At 66.5% G+C, this 20,381-nt stretch carries 17 protein-coding genes and 1 pseudogene; 13 read left to right on the plus strand and 5 right to left on the minus strand.

Translation table 11 applies throughout. From position 1 onward, the window contains the following. The first annotated feature begins 33 nt into the window (after nucleotides 1–33). The 9 genes and pseudogenes from L0C21_RS11945 (at nucleotide 34) to L0C21_RS11985 (ending at nucleotide 9,514) form a co-directional block, all read left to right on the plus strand. Nucleotides 34–924, plus strand: a complete 891-nt coding sequence (locus L0C21_RS11945; protein WP_259278568.1) for a division plane positioning ATPase MipZ — start codon at nucleotides 34–36, stop codon at nucleotides 922–924. A 10-nt stretch (nucleotides 925–934) separates the two neighbouring features. Then, a complete protein-coding gene (locus tag L0C21_RS11950; protein ID WP_259278569.1) occupies nucleotides 935–1,423 on the plus strand; it encodes a DnaJ domain-containing protein in 489 nt (162 codons plus the stop codon). Between the two features lie 34 nt (nucleotides 1,424–1,457). Continuing rightward, nucleotides 1,458–2,838: pseudogene (gene pgmG / locus L0C21_RS11955) on the plus strand (phosphoglucomutase/phosphomannomutase PgmG). Between the two features lie 389 nt (nucleotides 2,839–3,227). Next, nucleotides 3,228–3,680 (plus strand): phasin family protein, encoded by a 453-nt coding sequence (locus tag L0C21_RS11960; RefSeq protein WP_259278570.1) that lies wholly within the window; start codon nucleotides 3,228–3,230, stop codon nucleotides 3,678–3,680. A gap of 510 nt (nucleotides 3,681–4,190) precedes the next feature. Further along, a complete protein-coding gene (clpS, locus tag L0C21_RS11965) occupies nucleotides 4,191–4,565 on the plus strand; it encodes an ATP-dependent Clp protease adapter ClpS (protein WP_259278571.1) in 375 nt (124 codons plus the stop codon). Nucleotides 4,566–4,913: 348 nt separating this feature from the next. After that, entirely contained in the window at nucleotides 4,914–7,253 is a 2,340-nt protein-coding gene (gene clpA, locus L0C21_RS11970; protein ID WP_259278572.1) for an ATP-dependent Clp protease ATP-binding subunit ClpA, read from the plus strand. Nucleotides 7,254–7,477: 224 nt separating this feature from the next. Further along, entirely contained in the window at nucleotides 7,478–8,755 is a 1,278-nt protein-coding gene (locus L0C21_RS11975; protein ID WP_259278573.1) for a chloride channel protein, read from the plus strand. A 238-nt stretch (nucleotides 8,756–8,993) separates the two neighbouring features. Next, on the plus strand, nucleotides 8,994–9,158 hold the full coding sequence (locus tag L0C21_RS11980) for a hypothetical protein (RefSeq protein WP_259278574.1): 165 nt from the start codon (nucleotides 8,994–8,996) through the stop codon (nucleotides 9,156–9,158). Between the two features lie 11 nt (nucleotides 9,159–9,169). Then, entirely contained in the window at nucleotides 9,170–9,514 is a 345-nt protein-coding gene (locus L0C21_RS11985) for a hypothetical protein (protein ID WP_259278575.1), read from the plus strand. Nucleotides 9,515–9,542: 28 nt separating this feature from the next. Here L0C21_RS11985 and hisI read toward each other — a convergent pair whose 3' ends face one another. Beyond that, nucleotides 9,543–9,989 carry a phosphoribosyl-AMP cyclohydrolase gene (gene hisI / locus L0C21_RS11990; RefSeq protein WP_259278576.1) on the minus strand — a complete coding sequence of 149 codons (447 nt, stop codon included), beginning with the start codon at nucleotides 9,987–9,989 and terminating at the stop codon, nucleotides 9,543–9,545. An 89-nt stretch (nucleotides 9,990–10,078) separates the two neighbouring features. Further along, nucleotides 10,079–11,005, minus strand: coding sequence for a LysR substrate-binding domain-containing protein (locus L0C21_RS11995; RefSeq protein WP_259278577.1), 927 nt, complete (start codon nucleotides 11,003–11,005; stop codon nucleotides 10,079–10,081). 182 nt (nucleotides 11,006–11,187) lie between these two features. Between L0C21_RS11995 and L0C21_RS12000 the strand changes: the two genes are divergently transcribed. Beyond that, the gene (locus tag L0C21_RS12000; RefSeq protein WP_259278578.1) at nucleotides 11,188–11,763 is read left to right on the plus strand and encodes an NADPH-dependent FMN reductase; all 576 of its coding nucleotides are present in this window, start codon (nucleotides 11,188–11,190) and stop codon (nucleotides 11,761–11,763) included. Nucleotides 11,764–11,868: 105 nt separating this feature from the next. Here L0C21_RS12000 and folE read toward each other — a convergent pair whose 3' ends face one another. Next, complete coding sequence (gene folE / locus L0C21_RS12005) at nucleotides 11,869–12,498, minus strand: GTP cyclohydrolase I FolE (RefSeq protein WP_259278579.1); 630 nt, start codon at nucleotides 12,496–12,498, stop codon at nucleotides 11,869–11,871. A 445-nt stretch (nucleotides 12,499–12,943) separates the two neighbouring features. On the opposite strand from folE, the gene purF reads away from it, so the two are divergent. Genes purF through L0C21_RS12020 form a run of 3 tightly spaced genes read left to right on the plus strand, consistent with a single transcriptional unit; the run spans nucleotide 12,944 to nucleotide 16,108 of the window. Further along, nucleotides 12,944–14,419: an amidophosphoribosyltransferase gene (purF, locus tag L0C21_RS12010; protein ID WP_259278580.1), complete on the plus strand. Its 1,476-nt coding sequence runs from the start codon at nucleotides 12,944–12,946 to the stop codon at nucleotides 14,417–14,419. Further along, nucleotides 14,416–15,132, plus strand: a complete 717-nt coding sequence (locus tag L0C21_RS12015) for an SDR family NAD(P)-dependent oxidoreductase (RefSeq protein WP_259278581.1) — start codon at nucleotides 14,416–14,418, stop codon at nucleotides 15,130–15,132. The genes purF and L0C21_RS12015 overlap by 4 nt, the downstream gene beginning before the upstream one ends. A gap of 4 nt (nucleotides 15,133–15,136) precedes the next feature. Beyond that, nucleotides 15,137–16,108, plus strand: coding sequence for a TraB/GumN family protein (locus tag L0C21_RS12020; protein ID WP_259278582.1), 972 nt, complete (start codon nucleotides 15,137–15,139; stop codon nucleotides 16,106–16,108). 492 nt (nucleotides 16,109–16,600) lie between these two features. Here the strand turns inward: L0C21_RS12020 and hemH are convergent, their stop codons facing one another. After that, entirely contained in the window at nucleotides 16,601–17,632 is a 1,032-nt protein-coding gene (gene hemH, locus L0C21_RS12025) for a ferrochelatase (protein ID WP_259278583.1), read from the minus strand. A 52-nt stretch (nucleotides 17,633–17,684) separates the two neighbouring features. After that, nucleotides 17,685–20,099, minus strand: coding sequence for a xanthine dehydrogenase family protein molybdopterin-binding subunit (locus L0C21_RS12030; RefSeq protein WP_259278584.1), 2,415 nt, complete (start codon nucleotides 20,097–20,099; stop codon nucleotides 17,685–17,687). Nucleotides 20,100–20,381: the final 282 nt, after the last annotated feature.

Consider the following 20,381-nt stretch of genomic DNA (forward strand, 5'->3'; position numbering starts at 1 on the left):
AAATCAAGTAGGTTCGTATCAGGACAGGAATTCATGGCAACGCGCGCTCACATCATCGTACTGGGCAATGAAAAGGGCGGGTCGGGCAAGTCCACGACCGGCGTCCACATTGCCGTTGCCCTGCTTTACGCCGGTCTTAGCGTCGGCGCCATCGATCTCGACGGCCGGCAGCGCAGCTTTGCCCGTTATCTCGAGAACCGCGCCAACTACAACAAGAAGCACGGCCTCAAGCTGGTGGAGCCGGAAACCGTCACCCTGCAGGACGGAACGGAGGAGGAAGACCGCGCCAAGCTCGAAGCCCAGCTGGCCGCGTGGGCCGAGACCAAGGACGTCATTGTCATCGACTGTCCGGGCCGCGACAGCGTGCTCTCGCGCCACGCCCACTCGTTCGCCGATACGCTCATCACCCCGATGAACGACAGCTTCATCGATTTCGACCTGCTCGGCCAGGTGGACGCGGACACCCACAAGGTGACCCGCCCCAGCTTCTACAGCGAACTGGTGTGGCAGTCCCGTAAGGCCCGCGCCAAGCGCGACGGCGGCTCCATCGACTGGGTGGTGCTGCGGACCCGTATGTCGCACCTGGAAGCGCGCAACATGCGCCGCGTCGCCAGCGCGCTGGCCGAACTGGCCAAGCGCATCGGCTTCCGCGTGGTGCCGGGCCTGTCCGAGCGCGTGATCTTCCGCGAGCTGTTCCCCAAGGGCCTGACGCTGCTCGACCTGCGCAACGTGGCCAAGACCGAGGGCAGCATGACCATGAGCCAGGTCGCCGCCCGCCAGGAAGTGCGCGACCTGCTGGTCGAGCTGAAGCTGCCCATGCTGGACGAGGCCGGCAAGGTCATCGCCAGGGCGGAAACGCCCGCCGCCGGGAATGCTTCCGGCGGCACGGCCGACACGGCCGAACCTGCGCCCGCGCTGGTCTGAGAGCCAGCCCATGCCCTGGCTGCTGCTGGGCCTTCTCGTTCTCGCCTTTTTCTGGGCGGTCGGCCGCTGGGGGCTGAACACCTCGCCGCGCAACCTGCGCTGGACCGGGCTGGGGCTGCTGGCCCTCGTCTGCCTGCTCGCCGCGCTGTGGATGGCCGCGCGGGGCCAGCTTGCCTTTGCTTCGGCCTTTGCAACGGGCGCGTTGGCCCTATATGGACGCTACCGTTGGATCAAAGGAATAATCGACCGGATCGCAGCGGCTGGCGGCCGGGCGGGCGAGCCTCCCCGAGGCAGAACCACCGGCCAGACCACGGTGGCAACGGACGAGGAGGCCTATGCAATTCTTGGACTTAAGCCGGGCGCGAGCCGGGACGCCATCCTTGCGGCGCACCGGCGGCTTATGCGAATAGTCCATCCCGATCATGGCGGCACCGATTACCTGGCCGCCAAGATCAATCAGGCGCGGGACATCCTGCTCCGCAAGTCTGACCATTCGTAATTCGCTTTCCTGATTTTTCCCGGAGGTCTGGTTCATGGCTCACCGCTTTCACCCCACCACCCTGCGCGAATACGATGTGCGCGGCATCGTCGGCGAAACCCTGACGGAAGACGACGCCCGCGCGCTCGGCCGGGGCTTCGGCACGCGGGTGCGCCGCGCGGGGGGCAGCTGCGTGGCGGTGGGCTACGATGGCCGCCTCTCCTCCCCCGTGCTGGAGGCGGCGCTGGTGGGCGGCCTTACCTCGGCGGGCGTGAAGGTGGTCCGCATCGGCCTCGGCCCCACCCCCCATGCTCTACTACGCCGTCCACGCGCTGAAGGCGGACGGCGGCATTCAGGTGACCGGCTCGCACAACCCGCCCAACTACAACGGCTTCAAGATGATGCTGGGCCACGCGCCCTTCTTCGGGCCAGACATCCAGGACCTGGGCCGCATGGCCGAGGCCGAGGACTGGGAGACCGGCGCGGGCACGTCCGAGCAGGTCGAGATCATGGACGAGTATGTGGACCGGCTGCTGAAGAACTTCTCCGGCGGGCCCTACGCCATCGCCTGGGACCCCGGCAACGGCGCGGCGGGCCCGGTGGTCGAGAAGCTGGCCCAGCGCCTGCCAGGCCGCCACGTACTCCTCAACACCAAGGTGGACGGCACCTTCCCGGCCCACCACCCTGACCCCACCGTCGAGGCCAACCTCGCCCAGCTGCGCGAGGCGGTGGCCACCGAGAGCCTGGACTTCGGCCTCGCCTTCGACGGCGACGGCGACCGCATCGGCGCGATCGACGGCGAAGGGCGAATCGTCTGGGGCGACCAGCTGCTGGCCGTGCTGGCGGAGGACCTGCTGCGCGCCGAACCCGGCGCCACCATCATCGCCGACGTCAAGGCCAGCAAGGCGCTGTTCGACCGCGTGGCGGAACTCGGCGGCAAGCCCTTGATGTGGAAGACCGGCCACTCGCTCATCAAGGCCAAGATGAAGGAAGTGGGCAGCCCCCTCGCGGGTGAGATGAGCGGCCACGTATTCTTCGCCCACGACTACTACGGCTTTGATGATGCCCTCTACGCCGCCATCCGGCTCATCCAGGCGGTGCACCATCTGGGCGGCAGCCTGACCGCGCTCAAGAGCGCCATGCCGGAGATGATCAACACCCCCGAGATGCGCTTCGGCTGCCCGGAGGAGCGCAAGTTCGCCGTCGTCGCCGAAGTGCTGGCCCGCCTGCGCGCCGAAGGGGCGAACGTGGACGAGACCGACGGCGCGCGCGTGACGACGCCGGACGGCTGGTGGCTGCTGCGCGCCTCCAACACGCAGGCCGTGCTCGTGGCCCGCGCCGAGGCGGATTCGCCGGAAGCGCTGGAGCGGTTGAAGGAGACCATCAACGCCCAGCTGGCGGCCAGCGGCATCGAGCCGGTCGAGGCCAACCACTGAGGCGGATTGGTTGCAGTTCGCGGGAGGGGTTCGCCCCTCCTACACCTCCCATTCGTTAGATAAGGGCCGTGTCCTGTACAAAGGGCGCGGCCCTTTCCTTTGGCCGGGGCGGGCGCGCACGAAAACACGGCCGCTGAAACTCAGGGACGCAGGGGCCTGAGCCCCCCTGCGATCAAACCCCTGCACACTCTCCGGCATCGCTTTTGCTGCACCGCACAATATTCTTGATTTAGGCTGCCTGTTGGCTTATCTGTCACCTCGATGCTGCGGTGCAGCATGATCTTACAACCCGTCACGTTGCGGTAGTCGCGTTTCCCGAACAAGCCCAATTGACCCCCCGTATGGCCAGCCTCTTCCGGAGGCTGGCCGCCCCTTCAGGAGCAGGCAGCATGAGCGAGACGACGAAACCCACCTTCGGCCCCAGTTTCGGCGAGGCCTTTGCATCGAGCTTCGAGGCAATGGCGGAACAGTGGCAGCCGCACATGGAAGACGCCTTCCAGCAGTTCGCCGCCATGACCCTGATGTCGAAGGAAACAGCGGACGCCTTCCTCGCCTCCTCCCGCGCCGCGGCGCGCGGCTTTGGCGACCTGTCGAAGGCGGCGGCCAGCGCCTCCGAGCGCGCCGTGACCAAAACCGCCGAGACCGCCCGCCGCCTGGCAGACGCCAAGGACCCGCAAACCTTCGCCATCCGCCAGCAGGCCGCGTTCAAGGAGCAGTTCGATACGATGGTGGCCGAGGCCTCCAAGGCGACCGAACTGGGCCTCAAGATCGCCAGCGACGTCTCCGAGCCGCTCGCCAACCGCTGGTCGGTGATGTTCCAGCAGACCGGCCGCGCCGCCTGACAAACCCTCCGGCCTTAATGAAGGGCCGGCACCCCTAAAGGCGCAGCGCTGCCGCGCCGGGCGGATATCCAAGGCCGCCCGGCTTATGCGCGTCTTCCCCCGCGTTCTTCGCGCCCCTGAATGCGCCCCGTGAATGTGAGGGGATGATCGTTCGACCCCTGGCTCTGGAAACACGGCCGGACCATCGCCATTTAATGATCGGGAACCCAGCCCTCCTGTCGCCATCGCGCTGTCCGCGTTGCCTTTCCGGCCCGGCGCGCTTCGGGCGGCAAGGGAACCGAACCGGCGCGCCTGACGTTGCTGGCGTCGTTTGGGCTGGCCGCGCCAGGGCGGCACTTTAGGGCTGGCCGCGCCGGGGGCGGGCGTTCGGGTGGGACCCCCTTCCGATGCCGCCTTCGGTTTATTATCTTAAGAACAAGAAGAGACACGGCGTCGGAACTTTCGGCCTCAGGCCAACCGGACGCCAGGGCAAGAGCGCCCAGATGGAAGCGAATGCGCGACGTGGGAGTCATGATGGTAGCAGACTGGACCAGGGACGGATTGATCCGCATGGGGCCTGACTCCGACCGGGACCACGAGGATGATGGCCACGCCGGGACCGGCGTCATCGCGCAGACGAAGACGCGGACCCGTAAGCCGTCGATGTACAAGGTCTTGATGCTGAACGACGATTACACCCCGATGGAGTTTGTCGTTCATGTTCTGCAGCGGTTCTTCCGCATGTCTGCGGAGGATGCCACCCGCATCATGATGCATGTGCATCAGCGCGGCGTCGGCGTGTGCGGCATCTTCACCTACGAGGTTGCCGAAACCAAGGTGAACCAGGTGGTGGATTTCGCCCGCAAGCACCAGCATCCGCTCCAGTGCACGCTGGAGAAGGCCTGATCGGCCCGAGCACTTTTCTCGGGCGCTTTTCTCCCTTTGCGGGAAACTGCCGCGCCTCGCCGAGGGGCTTTGGCGGCGGCCCGCGCCATGCGTCGAATCGCCTGCACTGTACAGGCGGGCGGACGCGAAACGGTGACGGCAGAGAGGAGGTATCCTTTCTGCCCGCCGGGCCAGCCTGCTATTCCGGGCCGCGAGCAGGGCTCGGTTGATCCCCTGTCCAGGCTGGTTTCATCGCGGTTTTCCGGCCGTTGCACATCGCACCTCTTGATTGCAGGCCGATCTCGACCGATCTTTTTGAACAGAAGCGGATCGGCGCGTTACCCGCGGTGATCCAGCGGGAGTGAATGAATGCCGTCGTTCTCAAAACAGCTTGAACAGACCCTGCACAAGGCGCTGGCGGAAGCCGGCAGCCGCCGTCACGAATATGCGACGCTCGAGCACCTGCTCATGGCGCTGGTCGATGACCGCGATGCCGCCTCCGTGATGCGCGCCTGCGGGGTCGATCTCGACGACCTGAGCCAGCAGGTGACGCATTATCTCGACACCGAGCTGGACTCGCTGCGCTCCGAGGACGCGCTCGACCCGACGCCGACCGCCGGTTTCCAGCGGGTGGTGCAGCGGGCGATCTTGCATGTGCAGTCCTCCGGCCGGGAAGAGGTCACGGGCGCCAACGTGCTCGTCGCCCTGTTCTCGGAACGGGAAAGCCATGCCGTCTACTTCCTCCAACAGCAGGACATGACCCGGCTGGATGCCGTCTCCTTCATCTCCCATGGCATTGCCAAGGTGCAGGGCATGACCGAGCCGCGCCGGGTGCGCGGCGCGCAGGAGGAGCCCCAGTCGGAAGAGCAGAAGGCCGCCAAGGGCCAGAAGCAGCAGAAGGCGTCGGATTCCGCGCTGAAGCAGTTCTGCGTCAACCTCAACGACAAGGCGCGCACGGGCAAGATCGACCCGCTCATCGGCCGCGCCGCCGAGGTTGAGCGTACCATCCAGATTCTCTGCCGCCGCTCCAAGAACAACCCGCTCTACGTGGGCGACCCCGGCGTCGGCAAGACCGCGATCGCCGAAGGGCTGGCCCGCAAGATTGTCGAGGGTGATGTGCCCGACGTGCTGCAGGGCGCCATCATCTACGCGCTCGACATGGGCGCGCTGCTGGCCGGCACCCGCTATCGCGGCGACTTCGAGGAGCGGCTGAAGGCGGTGGTCGCCGAGCTGGAGGCCATGCCGCACGCCATCCTGTTCATCGATGAGATCCACACCGTCATCGGCGCGGGCGCGACCTCGGGCGGGGCGATGGACGCCTCCAACCTGCTGAAGCCCGCCCTGTCCTCGGGCACGATCCGCTGCATCGGCTCCACCACCTACAAGGAGTTCCGCAGCCACTTCGAGAAGGACCGGGCGCTCTTGCGCCGCTTCCAGAAGATCGACGTCAACGAGCCGTCGCTGGAAGATACGGTCAAGATCATGACGGGCCTCAAGCCCTACTTCGAGAGCCACCACAAGGTGAAGTACACCGCCGAGGCCATCAAGGCGGCGGTGGACCTCTCGGCCCGCTACATCACCGACCGCAAGCTGCCGGACAAGGCCATCGACGTGATCGACGAGGCCGGCGCCTCGCAGATGCTGGTGCCTGCGCCCAAGCGCAAGAAGGTGGTGGGCATCAAGGAGATCGAGGCGGTGGTCGCCAAGATCGCCCGCATCCCGCCCAAGTCCGTCTCGACGGATGACAAGAAGACCCTCGCCAACCTTCAGGGCGACCTGAAGCGCGTGGTCTTCGGGCAGGACAAGGCCATCGAGGCGCTGGCGACGGCGATCAAGCTGGCCCGCGCAGGCCTGCGCGAGCCGACCAAGCCGATCGGCTCCTACCTGTTCTCCGGCCCGACCGGCGTCGGCAAGACGGAAGTCGCCCGCCAGCTCGCCAACCTCATGGGGATCGAGCTGATCCGGTTCGACATGTCGGAGTACATGGAGCGCCACTCGGTCAGCCGCCTCATCGGCGCGCCTCCGGGCTACGTGGGCTTCGACCAGGGCGGCCAGCTCACCGACGCCGTCGACCAGCATCCGCACTGCGTGCTGCTGCTCGACGAGATCGAGAAGGCGCACCCGGACCTGTTCAACATCCTCCTGCAGGTGATGGACAACGGCAAGCTGACCGATCACCACGGCAAGACCGTCGATTTCCGCAACGTGGTCCTCATCATGACCACCAACGCGGGCGCGTCGGAAATGGCCAAGGAATCGATCGGCTTCGGCCGCGGCACCCGCGAGGGCGAGGACGAGGAAGCAATCAAGAAGCTGTTCGCGCCCGAGTTCCGCAACCGCCTGGATGCGATCATTCCGTTCGACTACCTGCCGCCGGAAGTGGTCGCCCGCGTGGTCGAGAAGTTCATTCTCCAGCTGGAAATGCAGCTGGCGGAGCGCAACGTCCACATCTCGCTCACCGACGAGGCCAAGGCCTGGCTGACGGCGCGCGGCTACGACAAGCTGTATGGCGCGCGGCCCATGTCGCGCCTCATCCAAGAGGAGATCAAGAAGCCGCTGGCCGACGAACTCCTCTTCGGCAAGCTGGCCAAGGGCGGCGAGGTGCGCGTGCGCCTGAAGGACGGCAAGCTGGGCTTCGAGATCGTGCCCGCCGCGCCGCCCTCCGGCAATGCCAAGGGCAAGGCGCGCAAGCCCAAGGTCGAGGCATAGGCCAGACCCAAATTAGGAAACACATCGGCGCGGGGAGATCTTCTTCCCGCGCCTTTTCTTTGCGTGCCGTGCCCGGACGTTTCCCTGGTTAATCCTCGCAATTTCCACAACCCTGTTTCAGTCTATGTCTGAAAGGGCTATGTCCCGCCTGTGCCGGATCGCACCGATCCGCGCCCGGGCTGCGGGCATCTCCTGATCGTCATTGTAAAAAGGGGCAGCGGCAGATGGACATGACCGGCCAGGTGGACGGGTGGAGACGACGCGCGGCCACCCTCATCGGCGCCATTCTGGTTGGACTTGTCGCCCTCGCCTTCGCCTGGCTCGCCGATGCCACACAGGAGAAATTCGGCGGCCTCTGGAATGACATGCCCGTTGTCGCGGGCCTCATCTCCCCGCTCCTGTTCGCCCTGCTCGCCTGGATCACCCTGCGCTGGGTGCCGGATGCGCGCGGCTCGGGCATCCCGCAGGTCATTGCCGTGGCCCGCCATCCGGAGAACAGCCGGATGCAGGCGCTCGTCTCCCTGCGGACGGCGTTCGCCAAATTCTGGCTGACGGTCGCGGCTCTGCTGGGCGGCGCGTCGGTCGGGCGCGAGGGACCGACCGTGCAGGTCGGCGCGGCGCTGATGATGACGGTCCACCGGTGGCTGCGCGTGCCCGCAACGCCGGGCGTGCTGATCGCCGGCGGCGCGGCGGGCGTGGCGGCCGCATTCAACACGCCCCTGGCCGGCGTTGCCTTCGCCATCGAGGAGCTGGCCTCCGCCTACGAGCAGCGCCTCGCCGTGCTGGTGATGGGCGCGGTGATGGTGTCGGGTCTCGTCAGCCTCGGCATCGCGGGAGACTACATCTACCTCGGCGCCATGCACGAGCGGCTGACCTTCAGCGCCGCCATCTATGGCGCGATGGTGGCCGGCGTCGCCGGCGGCATCATCGGCGGGCTGTTCACCCGCTCCATGCTGTACATGGCCGCGCCCCGGAGCGCATGGATCGCCCGGCTGCGGTCGCGCCCGGTGCTGTTCGCCGCCGGGTGCGGCCTCGTCGTGGCGCTGACCGGCCTTGCAACGAACGGAATGACTTGGGGCACCGGCTACGAAGCCGCCCGCACCATGGTGGAAGGGGAAGGCGCGCCCTTCTGGTACGCCATCGCCAAGTGGATCGCCTCCTTCGCCACCGCCATCAGCGGCATTCCAGGCGGCATCTTCGCGCCGTCGCTGTCGGTGGGCGCGGGCGTCGGCAACATGCTGGCCGGCCTGTTCCCCAGCCAGCCGGCCGGGGCCATCGTGCTCCTCGGCATGATCGGCTACTTCACCGGCGTCGTGCGCGCGCCGCTGACCGCCGTCATCATCGTCATGGAGGCCACCAACGCCCGCGGCCTGATCCTGCCCCTGTTCGCAACGGCCCTCATCGCGGATTGGGTTAGCGCGATGATCTGCCCCACCCGGCTCTACCACGGCCTGGCCCAGCCCTTCCTGCAACTGGCAAAGCCGGTGCACGAGCGCGGCTAGCCAAGTGTTACGCTCAAGGAACGGAATTCATGCTTAATGCGTGATTAACCTCAGCCGATTTTCTCAAATTGACCAAAGATCATTAAGACTTCTCAACTAAATACGCTGCACTGTTTCATCTTGGCGTTCTGCTTTCGGCGAAAGGCCACAAAAGCCATTTCACTTTACGGTGGTTCGGTCTATTGACGGAAGGCAGCGCGGGAGGCGTGTTTCCCCGGCGTTTTTCCTGAGGGCGGTGATGGCAGAGAGCGATCCCAGTGAAGAGAACTTGCTGGCCGTGGCCGCGCCACGCAGCCGCCGTGCGGCTGCGCTGATGGATTTGCTGATCTACGAGCGCGGGCTGGACCTGGGCGCGGTTTCCCCGATCCACAGCCGTATAACGCGCGCGCGCTGTACAAGCTGATCGTGCAGGCGATGACCGGCGACACCGGGCACAAGGGGTTGAAGCCCAGTCTTCCGCCCGAGCTGATCCTGGCGGTGGACGGCCAGGCGCTGGCCCATGTGCTGCGAACCGCCGCGTTGCATTTCAAAACGGAAAAGCCGCTCACCGTGCAGGCGACCATTTCGGGCGACCGGCTGCGGATTCAGGTGAAGTCCGCCGCGACCAAGGCCATTGTGGACGACGCGGGGCTGCGCCAGAAAATCGAGAAATCGCTGGCCATCCTGGGGGCGGAGCTGGATCTCGACCCGCTCACTCCCAGCACCATGGCCCTGCTTCTGGCCCTGCCGCCGCAGCAGACGCGCGCCCGGCGGCGATAAGGCGCGGGCCAGCCCGGCTTCCGGGCCTTTACTTCCCGTAAACCGCCTTGGGATCGTAGGCCTTCTCGGCCACGGCCTGCAACGCGGGGGCCTCGTCGCCGAGCGGCCCGGTCCCCACCGGCACGGCGCGGTAGAAGCAGCCGGGATAACCCACGTGGCACTGGCCCTGCCCGTGAACGTCTACCTTCATCCACACCGCGTCCTGGTCGCAGTCGACGCGCAGCTCGACCACATGCTGCACATGGCCCGAAGTGCCGCCCTTCAGCCACAGCGACTGGCGGGAGCGGGACCAGTAGTGCGCCTGACCGGTCTCGATGGTCTTCTGAAGCGCCTCGGCGTTCATGTGGGCAACCATCAGCACCTCGCCGGTCCCGGCATCGGTGGCAACCGCGGTAATCAGGCCCTTCTCATCGAAACGCGGCGCGAGCGTCGCGCCTTCCTCCTGCTCGTGGGTCGGCAGATTGGTTGCGAACATGGGGCGGCCTCCGTCGGTTGCGTGCGCCCGCCCTACCAGCAAAACGCCCGCCGTGAAAGGCGGGCATTCAGGGCCGGGCACCGCGGGCGCTAGCCTTGCTGCGGCGCAATCTCCGCCAGGTGCTGCGCCTCGAAGGCCGTACCCAGCGCATCCAGGAACAGCCGCACGGCCGGCACAAGGCCGCGCCGGGTGGGGAAGACGGCATGAACCAGCCCTTCCGGATGCTTCCAGTCCGGCAGAATCGGCTCAAGGTCCCCTCGGGCCACATCGTCGCCGATCATCCAGTCCGGCAGCAGGACGACGCCGAGGCCATCCAGGGCCGCTTGACGCAGCATCATCATTTCATCGCTGACGAGCCGGGGCTGAAACGGCGTCTTGCAGACCCGGCTGTCTTGCCCGGTCATGAGCCAGGCGTGCTCCCCGGTTGAGCGGACCATGTCCAGGCTGTCGAATCGCGCCAGGTCCTCCGGCCGCTCGGGCCGCCCCAGCCGGTCGAGAAGTGCGGGGCTGGCCACCAGCAGCGATTTCGCCGGGGCCAGCTTCTTGATGATGAGCTCGCTTTCCTCGATCGGCGGCTGGCGCACCCGTATCGCCAGGTCGAGCCCTTCCTCAATCACATCGACCCGCCGGTTGGTCACCTCCACATGGACGCGCACGCGCGGGTGATCCGCCATGAAGCGCGACACCATGGTTGCCAGCGCGCCCCTGGCCAGCATTACCGGACAGCTCAGCCGCACCGTCCCGCGCGGTTCGGTCTGGACGCGGTCAACGGCCTCCTGCGCCGCCTGCGCCTCCGACACCATCGCCAGGCAGTGGCGGTAGTAGAGCCGGCCGATCTCCGTCACCGAAAACCGGCGGGTGGAGCGATGCAACAGCCGCACGCCAAGCCGCTCCTCAAGCAGCGCAATGCGGCGGCTGAGCTTTGATTTCGGAACGCCGGTGGCGCGGCTCGCGGCAGCGAAGCCCTCGTGCTCCACAACCTGCGCGAAGAAATAAAGATCGTTCAGATCCTGCATCCGGCCCGCCTCATTGTCCCATTGATAGAACACTCAAGCCTAGTTTTGCCATCTTCCGGCGGATTTGTCCCAGATCTATTTGTAATTCCGAGACAAGGGCAGCAGGCCGTTGCAGCACTGGAACCGGCTCAGCGGGGGCAGCCCAACCCACGATTTCGATGATGTAGGGAAGGAAAACCGCCATGAGCACGCTGAAGGTCGCCGTTGTCGTTGGCAGCACCCGCCGCGAGTCCATCAACCGCAAGCTCGCTGAAGCGCTCGTCCGCCTGGGCGGCGATCGTGTCTCGGCGCAGTTCGTCCGCATTGACGACCTGCCGATGTACAGCATCGACCTAGAGCAGGAGCACCCCGAAGCTGTGCTCCGTTTCGATCAGGAGATTGCCGGGGCCGACGCCGTTCTGGTGGTGACGCCCGAGTTCAACCGCTCCCTCCCGGCCGTCCTCAAGAACGCCATCGACTGGGGTTCGCGCGCCAAGCCCCAGAGCGTCTGGCGGGGCAAGGTGGCCGCCATCACCGGCACGTCGCCGGGCGCCATCGGCACGGCGGTTGCCCAGCAGCATCTGCGCCAGATCCTGGGCGTCCTCGGCAGCCTGGTGATGGGCGGCGAAGCCTACATCTCGTTCAAGCCCGACCTCATCGACGAGAACGGCGACTTCACCAACGAGAGCACGCGCGATTTCCTCCAGGCCTACATGGACACCTTCCTGACGGTCGCCGAGAAACTGAAAGCCCCCGCCCCCGCCGTGCTTGCCGCGTAACCGGCCCGCCGCCCTCGATAACAAGCCCCGCCCAAGCAAAAGGCCCGCCCCCGGTTCGCCGGAGGCGGGCCTTGATGCCGTCAGGCGCAGATGCGCCCGAAAATCCTAGTAGCCCCGGATCAGGTCCATGAAGCGGCGCTCGTAGCGCTCTTCCTTGAACACGCCGGTGAACCGGGTGGTGATGGTCGCCACGTCCGGCTTGTGAACGCCGCGGGTGGTCATGCACTGGTGCTTGGCATCGATGAGCACGGCAACGCCGCGCGGCTGCAGCCCCTCTTCCAGCGCGTTGGCGATCTGGGCGGTCATGGTCTCCTGCGTCTGCAGGCGCTTGGCGAAGATCTCGACCACGCGGGCGATCTTGGAGATGCCGACGACCCGCTTGTTCGGCAGGTAGGCGATGTGCGCCTTGCCCAGAATCGGCACCATATGGTGCTCGCAGTGCGATTCGAGGGCGATGTCGCGCAGCATGACGATGTCGTCGTACCCCTCCACCTCCTCGAAGGTGCGGTTCAGCACGGCCATCGGGTCTTCGTCGTAACCGCAGAAGAACTCCTCGTAGGCCTTCACCACGCGCTTGGGCGTATCGACCAGGCCCTCGCGGTCGGGATTGTCCCCCGCCCAGAGCAGCAGGGTCCGCACCGCGGCCTCGGCCTCCTCGCGGGAGGGACGGCGATTGATGTTGTCGCCTGCTTCAAACAGCCGCTCCAGGTCGGCTTTCTCAAGGCGCACATCCATCTGCAAATCCTTTCTCGCCACGGGCCGACTTAACCACAGGTGGATGGGGTTCGGCTACGCAAGCCCGTCCCATAAGTTCGCCCGAAATGTCAGAAGTCTCTCTTCAGTTTAACCGATACCGGCGCTCCGCCCCGCTTGGGCGGATACCTTGAAGATAAGGAATCGCTGCGCCGCGGCAACCCCCAAACGCCGGAAACGCTGTTTCCAGCGATAAAACAAACCCTTTTATCACCCCTGTGATGTTGTAACGCGGGGGTGCGCCCTTATATCGGGAGTGTCGCCGTATGGCAGCTATGCGCGCTACAAGCCCAGCTGGGCGGCAATTCACACAGGACAAAGAGCCTCAAGGCCGCTATAGACCCGCTAAAGCTTGCGGAGCGCGAATGCGCCCCGCCCCACTGCGTTGCCCTGAGCGAACCTCCGGGCCAATTGTAAGGGATCTGCGATGAGCCAGTCTCTCGCCAATTATTCGACGAATCCGTTCGATGACGACAAACTCCGTGAGGAGTGCGGCGTTTGTGGCGTTTACGGCGCGGAAGGCGCCGCAGCAATTTGCGCGCTGGGGCTTCATGCCCTCCAGCATCGCGGCCAGGAGGCCGCGGGTATTACGTCCTTTGATGGCGACGGGTTCCACACCCACCGCGCCATGGGCCACGTTGCCGGCAACTTCGACCGGCAAGAGGTGATCGAGCGCCTGCCCGGCAACACCGCCATCGGCCACGTGCGCTACTCCACCACCGGCGAGGTGTCGCTTCGCAACGTCCAGCCCCTCTTCGCCGAACTGGCCAGCGGCGGCTTCGCCGTCGCCCACAACGGCAACCTCACCAACGCGGCAACCCTGCGCCGCCAGCTGGTCCGCCAGGGCTCGATCTTCCAGTCCACCTCCGACACGGAAGTCATCATCCACCTGGTCGCCACCTCCAGCTACCGCACCCTGCTCGACCGCTTCATCGATGCGCTCCGCAAGATCCAGGGCGCCTACAGCCTGGTCTGCCTCACCTCCGAGGGCATGATCGCGGTGCGCGATCCGCTGGGCATCCGGCCCCTGGTGCTGGGCCGCCTCAACGACAGCTACATCGTCGCCAGCGAGACCTGCGCGCTCGATATCGTCGGCGCCACCTTCCTGCGCTCGCTGGAGCCGGGCGAGCTGGTGGTGATCTCGGAGCGCGGCCTCCAGACCCACAAGCCGTTCAACGCCACCCGGCCGCGCCCGTGCATCTTCGAGCATGTCTACTTCGCCCGGCCCGACTCCATCACCGACGGCCGCAGCGTCTATGAAATCCGCAAGCGCATCGGCGCGCAGCTGGCCATCGAAAGCGCGGTCGATGCCGACATCGTGGTGCCGGTGCCCGACAGCGGCACCCCGGCCGCCATCGGCTACTCGCAGGAATCAGGCCTGCCGTTCGAGCTCGGCATCATCCGCAGCCACTACATCGGCCGCACCTTCATCCAGCCGGGCGACCACATCCGCCACCTGGGCGTGAAGCTGAAGCACAACGCCAACCGTGCCCAGATCCAGGGCAAGCGCATCGTGCTCATCGACGACTCGATCGTGCGCGGCACCACATCGGTCAAGATCGTGCAGATGCTGAAGGAAGCGGGCGCCGCCGAGGTGCACATGCGGATCGCCAGCCCGCCGACCCGCCACAGCTGCTTCTACGGCGTCGACACGCCGGAGCGCTCCAAGCTGCTCGCCGCCCAAATGGACGTGGAGCGCATGGCCCAGTACATCAAGGTGGACAGCCTCGCGTTCCTTTCCATCGACGGCCTCTACAAGGCGGTGGGCGAGGACATGCGGGTGGACGACGCGCCGCAGTACTGCGACGCCTGCTTCACCGGCGACTACCCGACCCGCCTCGTCGACCGCGAGGAGGTTGAGCGCCCGGATCAGCTGGCCCTTCTGGCGGAGCGCGTGATTTGACGAAGCCTCTGGAAAACAGGCTGGCGCTAGTCACCGGCGCCAGCCGCGGCATCGGCGCGCACACGGCCCTGGCCCTGGCCGGGGCCGGCGCGCACGTCATCCTCACCGCCCGCACCGAAGGTGGCCTCTCCGAGGTTGAGGAGAAAATCCATCAGGCAGGCGGCACCGCGACCATCGCGCCGCTCGACCTGATGAACGGCGAGCACATCGACCAGCTGGCCCAGCACATCGCCAACCGCTGGGGCAAGCTCGATATCCTGGTGCTGAACGCGGGCCAGCTGGGGCCGCTCTCGCCCCTCTCCCACATCCCGCCGAAGGACTGGGAGAAGGTGATCGGGGTCAACCTCACCGCGCCCTACCGCCTGATCCGCGGCTTCGATGCCTTGCTGCGCCAGAGCGACAAGGGCCGGGTGATCGGCATTTCCTCGGGCGCCGCCACCGATCCGCGCGCCTACTGGGGGCCCTACGCCGCCTCCAAGGCGGGGCTGGAGGCGCTGCTCGATTCCTACGCCGAGGAAGTGGCCAACATCACCAACGTGCGCGTCGCCGTGGTCAATCCGGGCGGCACCCGCACCGCCATGCGGAAGAGCGCCTTCCCCAGCGAAGACCCGGAAAGCCTCAAGGGCCCGGACGTGGTGGCGCAAGCCCTGCTTAACCTTTTGGTGGAAGACTTCGAGACCAAACGCCGTCTCAGCCTGCCCAAGAAGGTTTGATGCCTTGATTCGCCGCTTACGCTTCCTGCTGACCGCTGCCCTCCTCTGCTTCCAGGCACCTACCGTTGCCCATGCGGATGCGGGGCAGAGGCCGGCAGGCGCAGGGGCGGCCTCTGCCAGCGTCCCGGCCTCCGGCATCGCCACCCCCGCTCTGTGGGTGGTGCGCGACGAAGACACCACCCTTTACATCTTCGGCACCTCCCACATGCTGCCACAAGGCGTTGAGTGGCTGCGCGGCCCGGTGCGGCAAGCGTTCGCGCAGGCGGATACGCTGGTGCTCGAAATGGTGCAGCCGGAAAACCCGGCGGTGCTGCGCCCCTTGATTATGCGCCTTGGCCTCAACCCGCAGGGCACCACCCTCTCCAGCCAGTTGCCGGAGAAGCTGCGCGCCCAGATCACGCAGGCCGCCACGCAGGTGGGCCTGCCCGCCGCCGCGCTGGAGCCGATGAGGCCGTGGCTTGCCGCCACCACCATCGCGGTTGCGGGGCTTCAGGGATTGGGGCTGGACCCGAGCCACGGCGTCGAGCACGTGCTGACCAGCTACGCCCGGTCGAGCGGCAAGCGGATTACGGGACTGGAGACCGCCGAACAGCAGTTCGGCTTCCTCGCCTCCCTGCCGGAAGAGGATCAGCTGGCGCTGCTCAGGTCCTCCATCGAGGACCTGGAGACGCTGCGGACCGAAGCCTCCACCCTGATGACCAGCTGGATGCGCGGCGACATCGAGACCGTGGGCAAGCTGATGAACGAATCCCTCAAGGAGTCGCCGCATCTTGCCAAGATACTCCTGACCGAGCGGAACCAGCGCTGGGCCGCATGGATTGACCAGCGCATGGACGAGCCCGGCCGCGTGTTCCTGGCCGTCGGCGCGGGGCATCTGGCGGGCCGCGACGGGCTCATCCGCCTGCTGGAGCGCAAGGGCCTGAAGGTGGAGCGGGTGGCGATGGAGGCAAGCGCCCCGGCCGGCGCCCGCCCTTAACCACGGCAGCCTTTAAATCAGATAAATTATACGATTCTGCGTTTTTAGGGTTGCATCGCCCGGAAAAGCTGGCAGAAGGACGGGACATCCTCATCCGCCCAAGTGAGGCGGCGCGCTTGCGCGCCTGCCCTTGATGGCAGATGAGCCAGCGGTTTCTTTCGCACCGGCATCTCCTCCCCATGGAACCTGGTGCAAGACTGGGCTGCGGCGATTCTGTTTTCAGACGCCGCAGCCTTTTTTCCAGCAGATCAGCTTGTTTTTAATACAGGTTAATTACTCATCTTGTGCGCGGCCATCCGCACGCCCTTTTCCGCCAGGCCGGCAAAGAAGGCGAAACCCACCTTGGGAATACCCCGTGAAGGCCCGTAGAGGCACTTTACAGCGCGATTCCAGGCCTGCCCGCTACCACCCTAGCCATAATAGGCAAAAACCTCTGTACGAGCGTTTAAAGCCGATCTAGGGGCATATGGCCTTTTGTCCGGATGATTGGCGCTACAGCCAGCCCGCCAGTTCCCGCTCGACGAGGCGGGAGAGAAGCGCCAGCCCCGCCGGGCTGTCGTTGAGGCAGGGGATGTAGCTGAACGCCTCCCCGCCCGCTTCCAGGAACAGCTCCCGATTCTCGTTGGCCAGCTCGTCCAGCGTCTCGATGCAGTCGGCCGAGAAGGCGGGCGCGATCACCGCCACGCTCTTCACGCCCCGAGACGGCAGGGCCGCCATCACCTCGGCCGTATAGGGCTTCAGCCATTCCGCCCTGCCGAAGCGGGACTGGAAGGTGATGAGGAACTGCTCCTCCGGCCAGCCAAGGGCTTCCCGCAGCAGGCGGGCGGTCTTCTGGCAATGGCAGTGGTAGGGGTCGCCCAGATCGAGCGTGCGGCGGGGCATACCGTGGAAGGAGGCCACCAGCCGCTCCGGCATATAGCCAAGCCCGTCCAGGTGCTCGCGCACCGACTGGGCCAGCGCCTGAATGTACGCCGGGTCGTCATGATAGGGCGGGAGGTAGCGCACCGTCGGCTGCCAGCGCATTCCCCGCAGGGCGTCATTGGCCTTGTCGACCGCCGTTGCCGTCGTCGCCGCCGAATATTGCGGGTAGAGCGGGGCAACCAGCACCCGGTCGCACCCTTCCGCCTTCAAACGGTTGAGTTCATCGCCAATGCTCGGCGTGCCGTAGCGCATGGCCCAGCGGACCATCACCTGATCGCCGAAGGAACGCTGGAGGCCCGCCGCCTGCGCTTCCGTAATCACCCGCAGGGGGGACTGGTTGCGCTTCCTGTCCCAAATGCGCCTGTAGGCTTCGCCCGTCTTGGAGGGGCGAAGGGTGAGAATGATGCCTTGCAGGATCGGCTGCCAGAGGATCTGCGGGATCTCGACCACCCGCGGGTCCGACAGGAACTCGGAGAGATAGCGGCGGATCGATCCGTAATCGGTGCCGTCGGGCGTGCCCAGGTTCACCAGCAGCACGCCGATGCGGCCATGCGCCACCGGAGAGTGGCCTGCAGGAAACCGGGCAGGAGCGGGCTGGGCCATGGCGTGTCTCTTCTTCTATCCGCAACGGGGGTACAATGTCGGCCTTGGGAGGTTAACGCCGCTTCTTCGGCCCTGTCGCCTTCTTCTCGGCTGCCTTCTTCTGCTCCGCCTCGCGCGCGGCCTTCTCCTGCTCGGCCTGCGCCTTTTCCCGCGCCTCGGCTTGCGCGCGCAGCTTCTCGGCCACCTCGGGCGGCCAGAGCTGCTGGGCGCCGACGGGCAGGTTGCGAACCCGCGTGCCGGTTGCCCTTGCAATGGCATTGACCACCGCCGGGGCGATGGGCGGCACGCCCGGCTCGCCGACGCCGCCGGGCTCCTTGGCGTTGGGGTTGAGGATGTCCACCTCGATTTCCGGGGCATCCGCGAGGGTGAGCAGCGGGTAGCCGTCGAAATTGGTCTGCTCCGTCAGGCCGTCGGCAAAGGTCACCTCGCCGAACAGCGTCGCCGTCAGGCCGAAGAGGATGCCGCTCTCCATCTGCGCCCGCACCACGTCCGGATTGATGACCCGCCCGCAGTCGATGACGCAGAAAACCTTCAGCACCCGCACCGTGTCGTCCGGCTCCACCGCCACGTGGGCGACCTGCGCGACGATGGAGCCGAAGCTCTCATGCAGGGCGATGCCCCGCCCCTGCCCCTGCGGCAGCTTCGTCCCGAAATCCGCCATGGCGGCGACCCGCTTCAGCACCGCCGCATGGCGGGGGCTGTCCTCCAGTGCCTTGAGGCGGAAGGCGAGCGGGTCCATGCCGGCCGCCTCGGCCAGCTCGTCGATGAAGCTCTCGACGAAGAACGCGTTGATGCTGTGGCCGACCGAGCGCCAGTAGCCGACCGGCACCGGCGCTTCCACCGCCACATGCTCGATGCGGGTGTCCCCCAGCTTGTAGGGCAGATCGATCGCGCCCTGGATGGAGGAGAAATCCGGCTCCGACCGCGCCGCCAGCGGCATGATGCGCCCCATGACGCTGCCCTGCACCGACTGGCTGCTTGACCGGAAGTACCAGGCCGCAATGCGGCCGCCCTTCTCCACCCGGCCGCGCAAGGTGGCCTTGGCCGCCGGGCGATACTTGTCCTGCCGGATATCTTCCTCGCGGCTCCACACCAGCTGGACCGGCCGCCCGGCCTCCCGCGCGATGATGGCCGCCTGCACGGCGGCATCCGCCTCGATCTTGCGGCCGAAGCCGCCGCCAAGCAGCGTCGGGTAGACAGTGACGGACTCGCGGGAGACGCCCAGCGCCTTCGCCACCGCCATCATGGTCCAGGTGACCGATTGGGTGGGCGCCCACACCTCGACCCGGTCCTCGCTCACGCGGGCGGTCGCCGTCATCGGCTCCATGCAGGCGTGGGCGAGATAGGGCACGCTGTAGCTGCGCTCCACCACGCCGCCATCCGACAGCGCATCCTCCACATCGCCGCTTTCGGCATAGACGTGGGCATCGCCCTGCTTGAGCGCGGTCTCGATCGCCGCGTCGATGTCCACGGTTGCCACGCCGCCGGCGTCCGATACGTCGAACTGCGGCTCAAGGCTGGCGAGCAGCGTGTTGGCGCGCCACCAGCTGTCGGCCACCACCGCCACCCAGGTTTCCTGCCGCACCAGCTTGATGAAGCCCTTGGCGTCGGCGAGCGGCTCCTCGCTCAGTTCAATGAGCGGCGCGGTGCCCTGCGGCCCGGCCATCACGGCGGCATAGGCCATGCCCGCCAAGCGCACGTCCGCGCCGAAGCGGGCCGTGCCATCCACCTTGGAGGGAATATCGATGCGCGGCACCGAATGGCCGATCAGCTTGAACTCCTGGGCCTTGTGCAGCTGCGGGGTATCCGGCGCCTGTTCCTTCGCCGCATCCGCCGCCAGTTCGGCGAAGCTGGCCCGGCGGTTGCCGCTGACGACCATGCTGTTCTGGGCAACGCATTCGGTCCAGTCCACGCCCCAGCGGCGGCCCGCCGCCATGCACAGCATGGTGCGCGCGGTCGCGCCCGCCAGCCGCAGCGTATCATAAAAGGCCCGCACCGACGTGCTGCCCCCCGTGATCTGGAGCGCCAGCCGCTCGGCCAGTTCCGCCATGGCCCAGCGGGCGATGCCTTGTGCGAAGCCCGGCAGCACTTCCGTGCCTTCCTGCATCACCAGCGTGTTGGCATAGATGGGGTGCACCGGGGCCGGCTCGACCGAGATGGACTCCCACGCCGCGCCCAGTTCCTCGGCAAGGATCTGCGGCAGGGCGGTGTAGACGCCCTGGCCCATTTCCGCCTGCGGCACGAGAACGACGACGCGCCCGTCCGCTCCCACCTTCAGCCAGGCGTTGATGACCGTCTCGTCCTTCTGGGTCATCATTACTAGCTGCGGCGTGCGCGGCAGGGCCAGATAGCCGATGAGCAGCCCCACGCCCGCCGCACCGCCGATAAGGAAACGCCGGCGCGTGGTTTTCGGCTGCGGAAGCGGAATGTTGTGAGTGGTGGTGAGATCCGGGTTTCCGTCAGCCATGCAGAACTTACCTGTTGGTCCGGCCCGTCCCTGAGCCGCGACGCGGGCACTTTACAAGATGCGGCGCGGATGCCGACGCTCCGCCGTTTGGTTGTGCAGAACGTTAATGGCCCTGCCGGGGGAGGAAAAGGGGTTTTTCCCTGCCCGCGACGCAAATCCGCACCGAATGACAAGGATTTCAGCCGAGTCGCAGCGGGAACGGATGGTCTTCCTGGCGGAAAGGCGGGGGCTGGGAAGGCGGAGCGTGAAACGACGGGGATTTGGGCCGCAGCGGCCGGGCTC

It is taken from the genome of Pedomonas mirosovicensis, assembly GCF_022569295.1.
GTDB lineage: Bacteria > Pseudomonadota > Alphaproteobacteria > Sphingomonadales > Sphingomonadaceae > Pedomonas > Pedomonas mirosovicensis.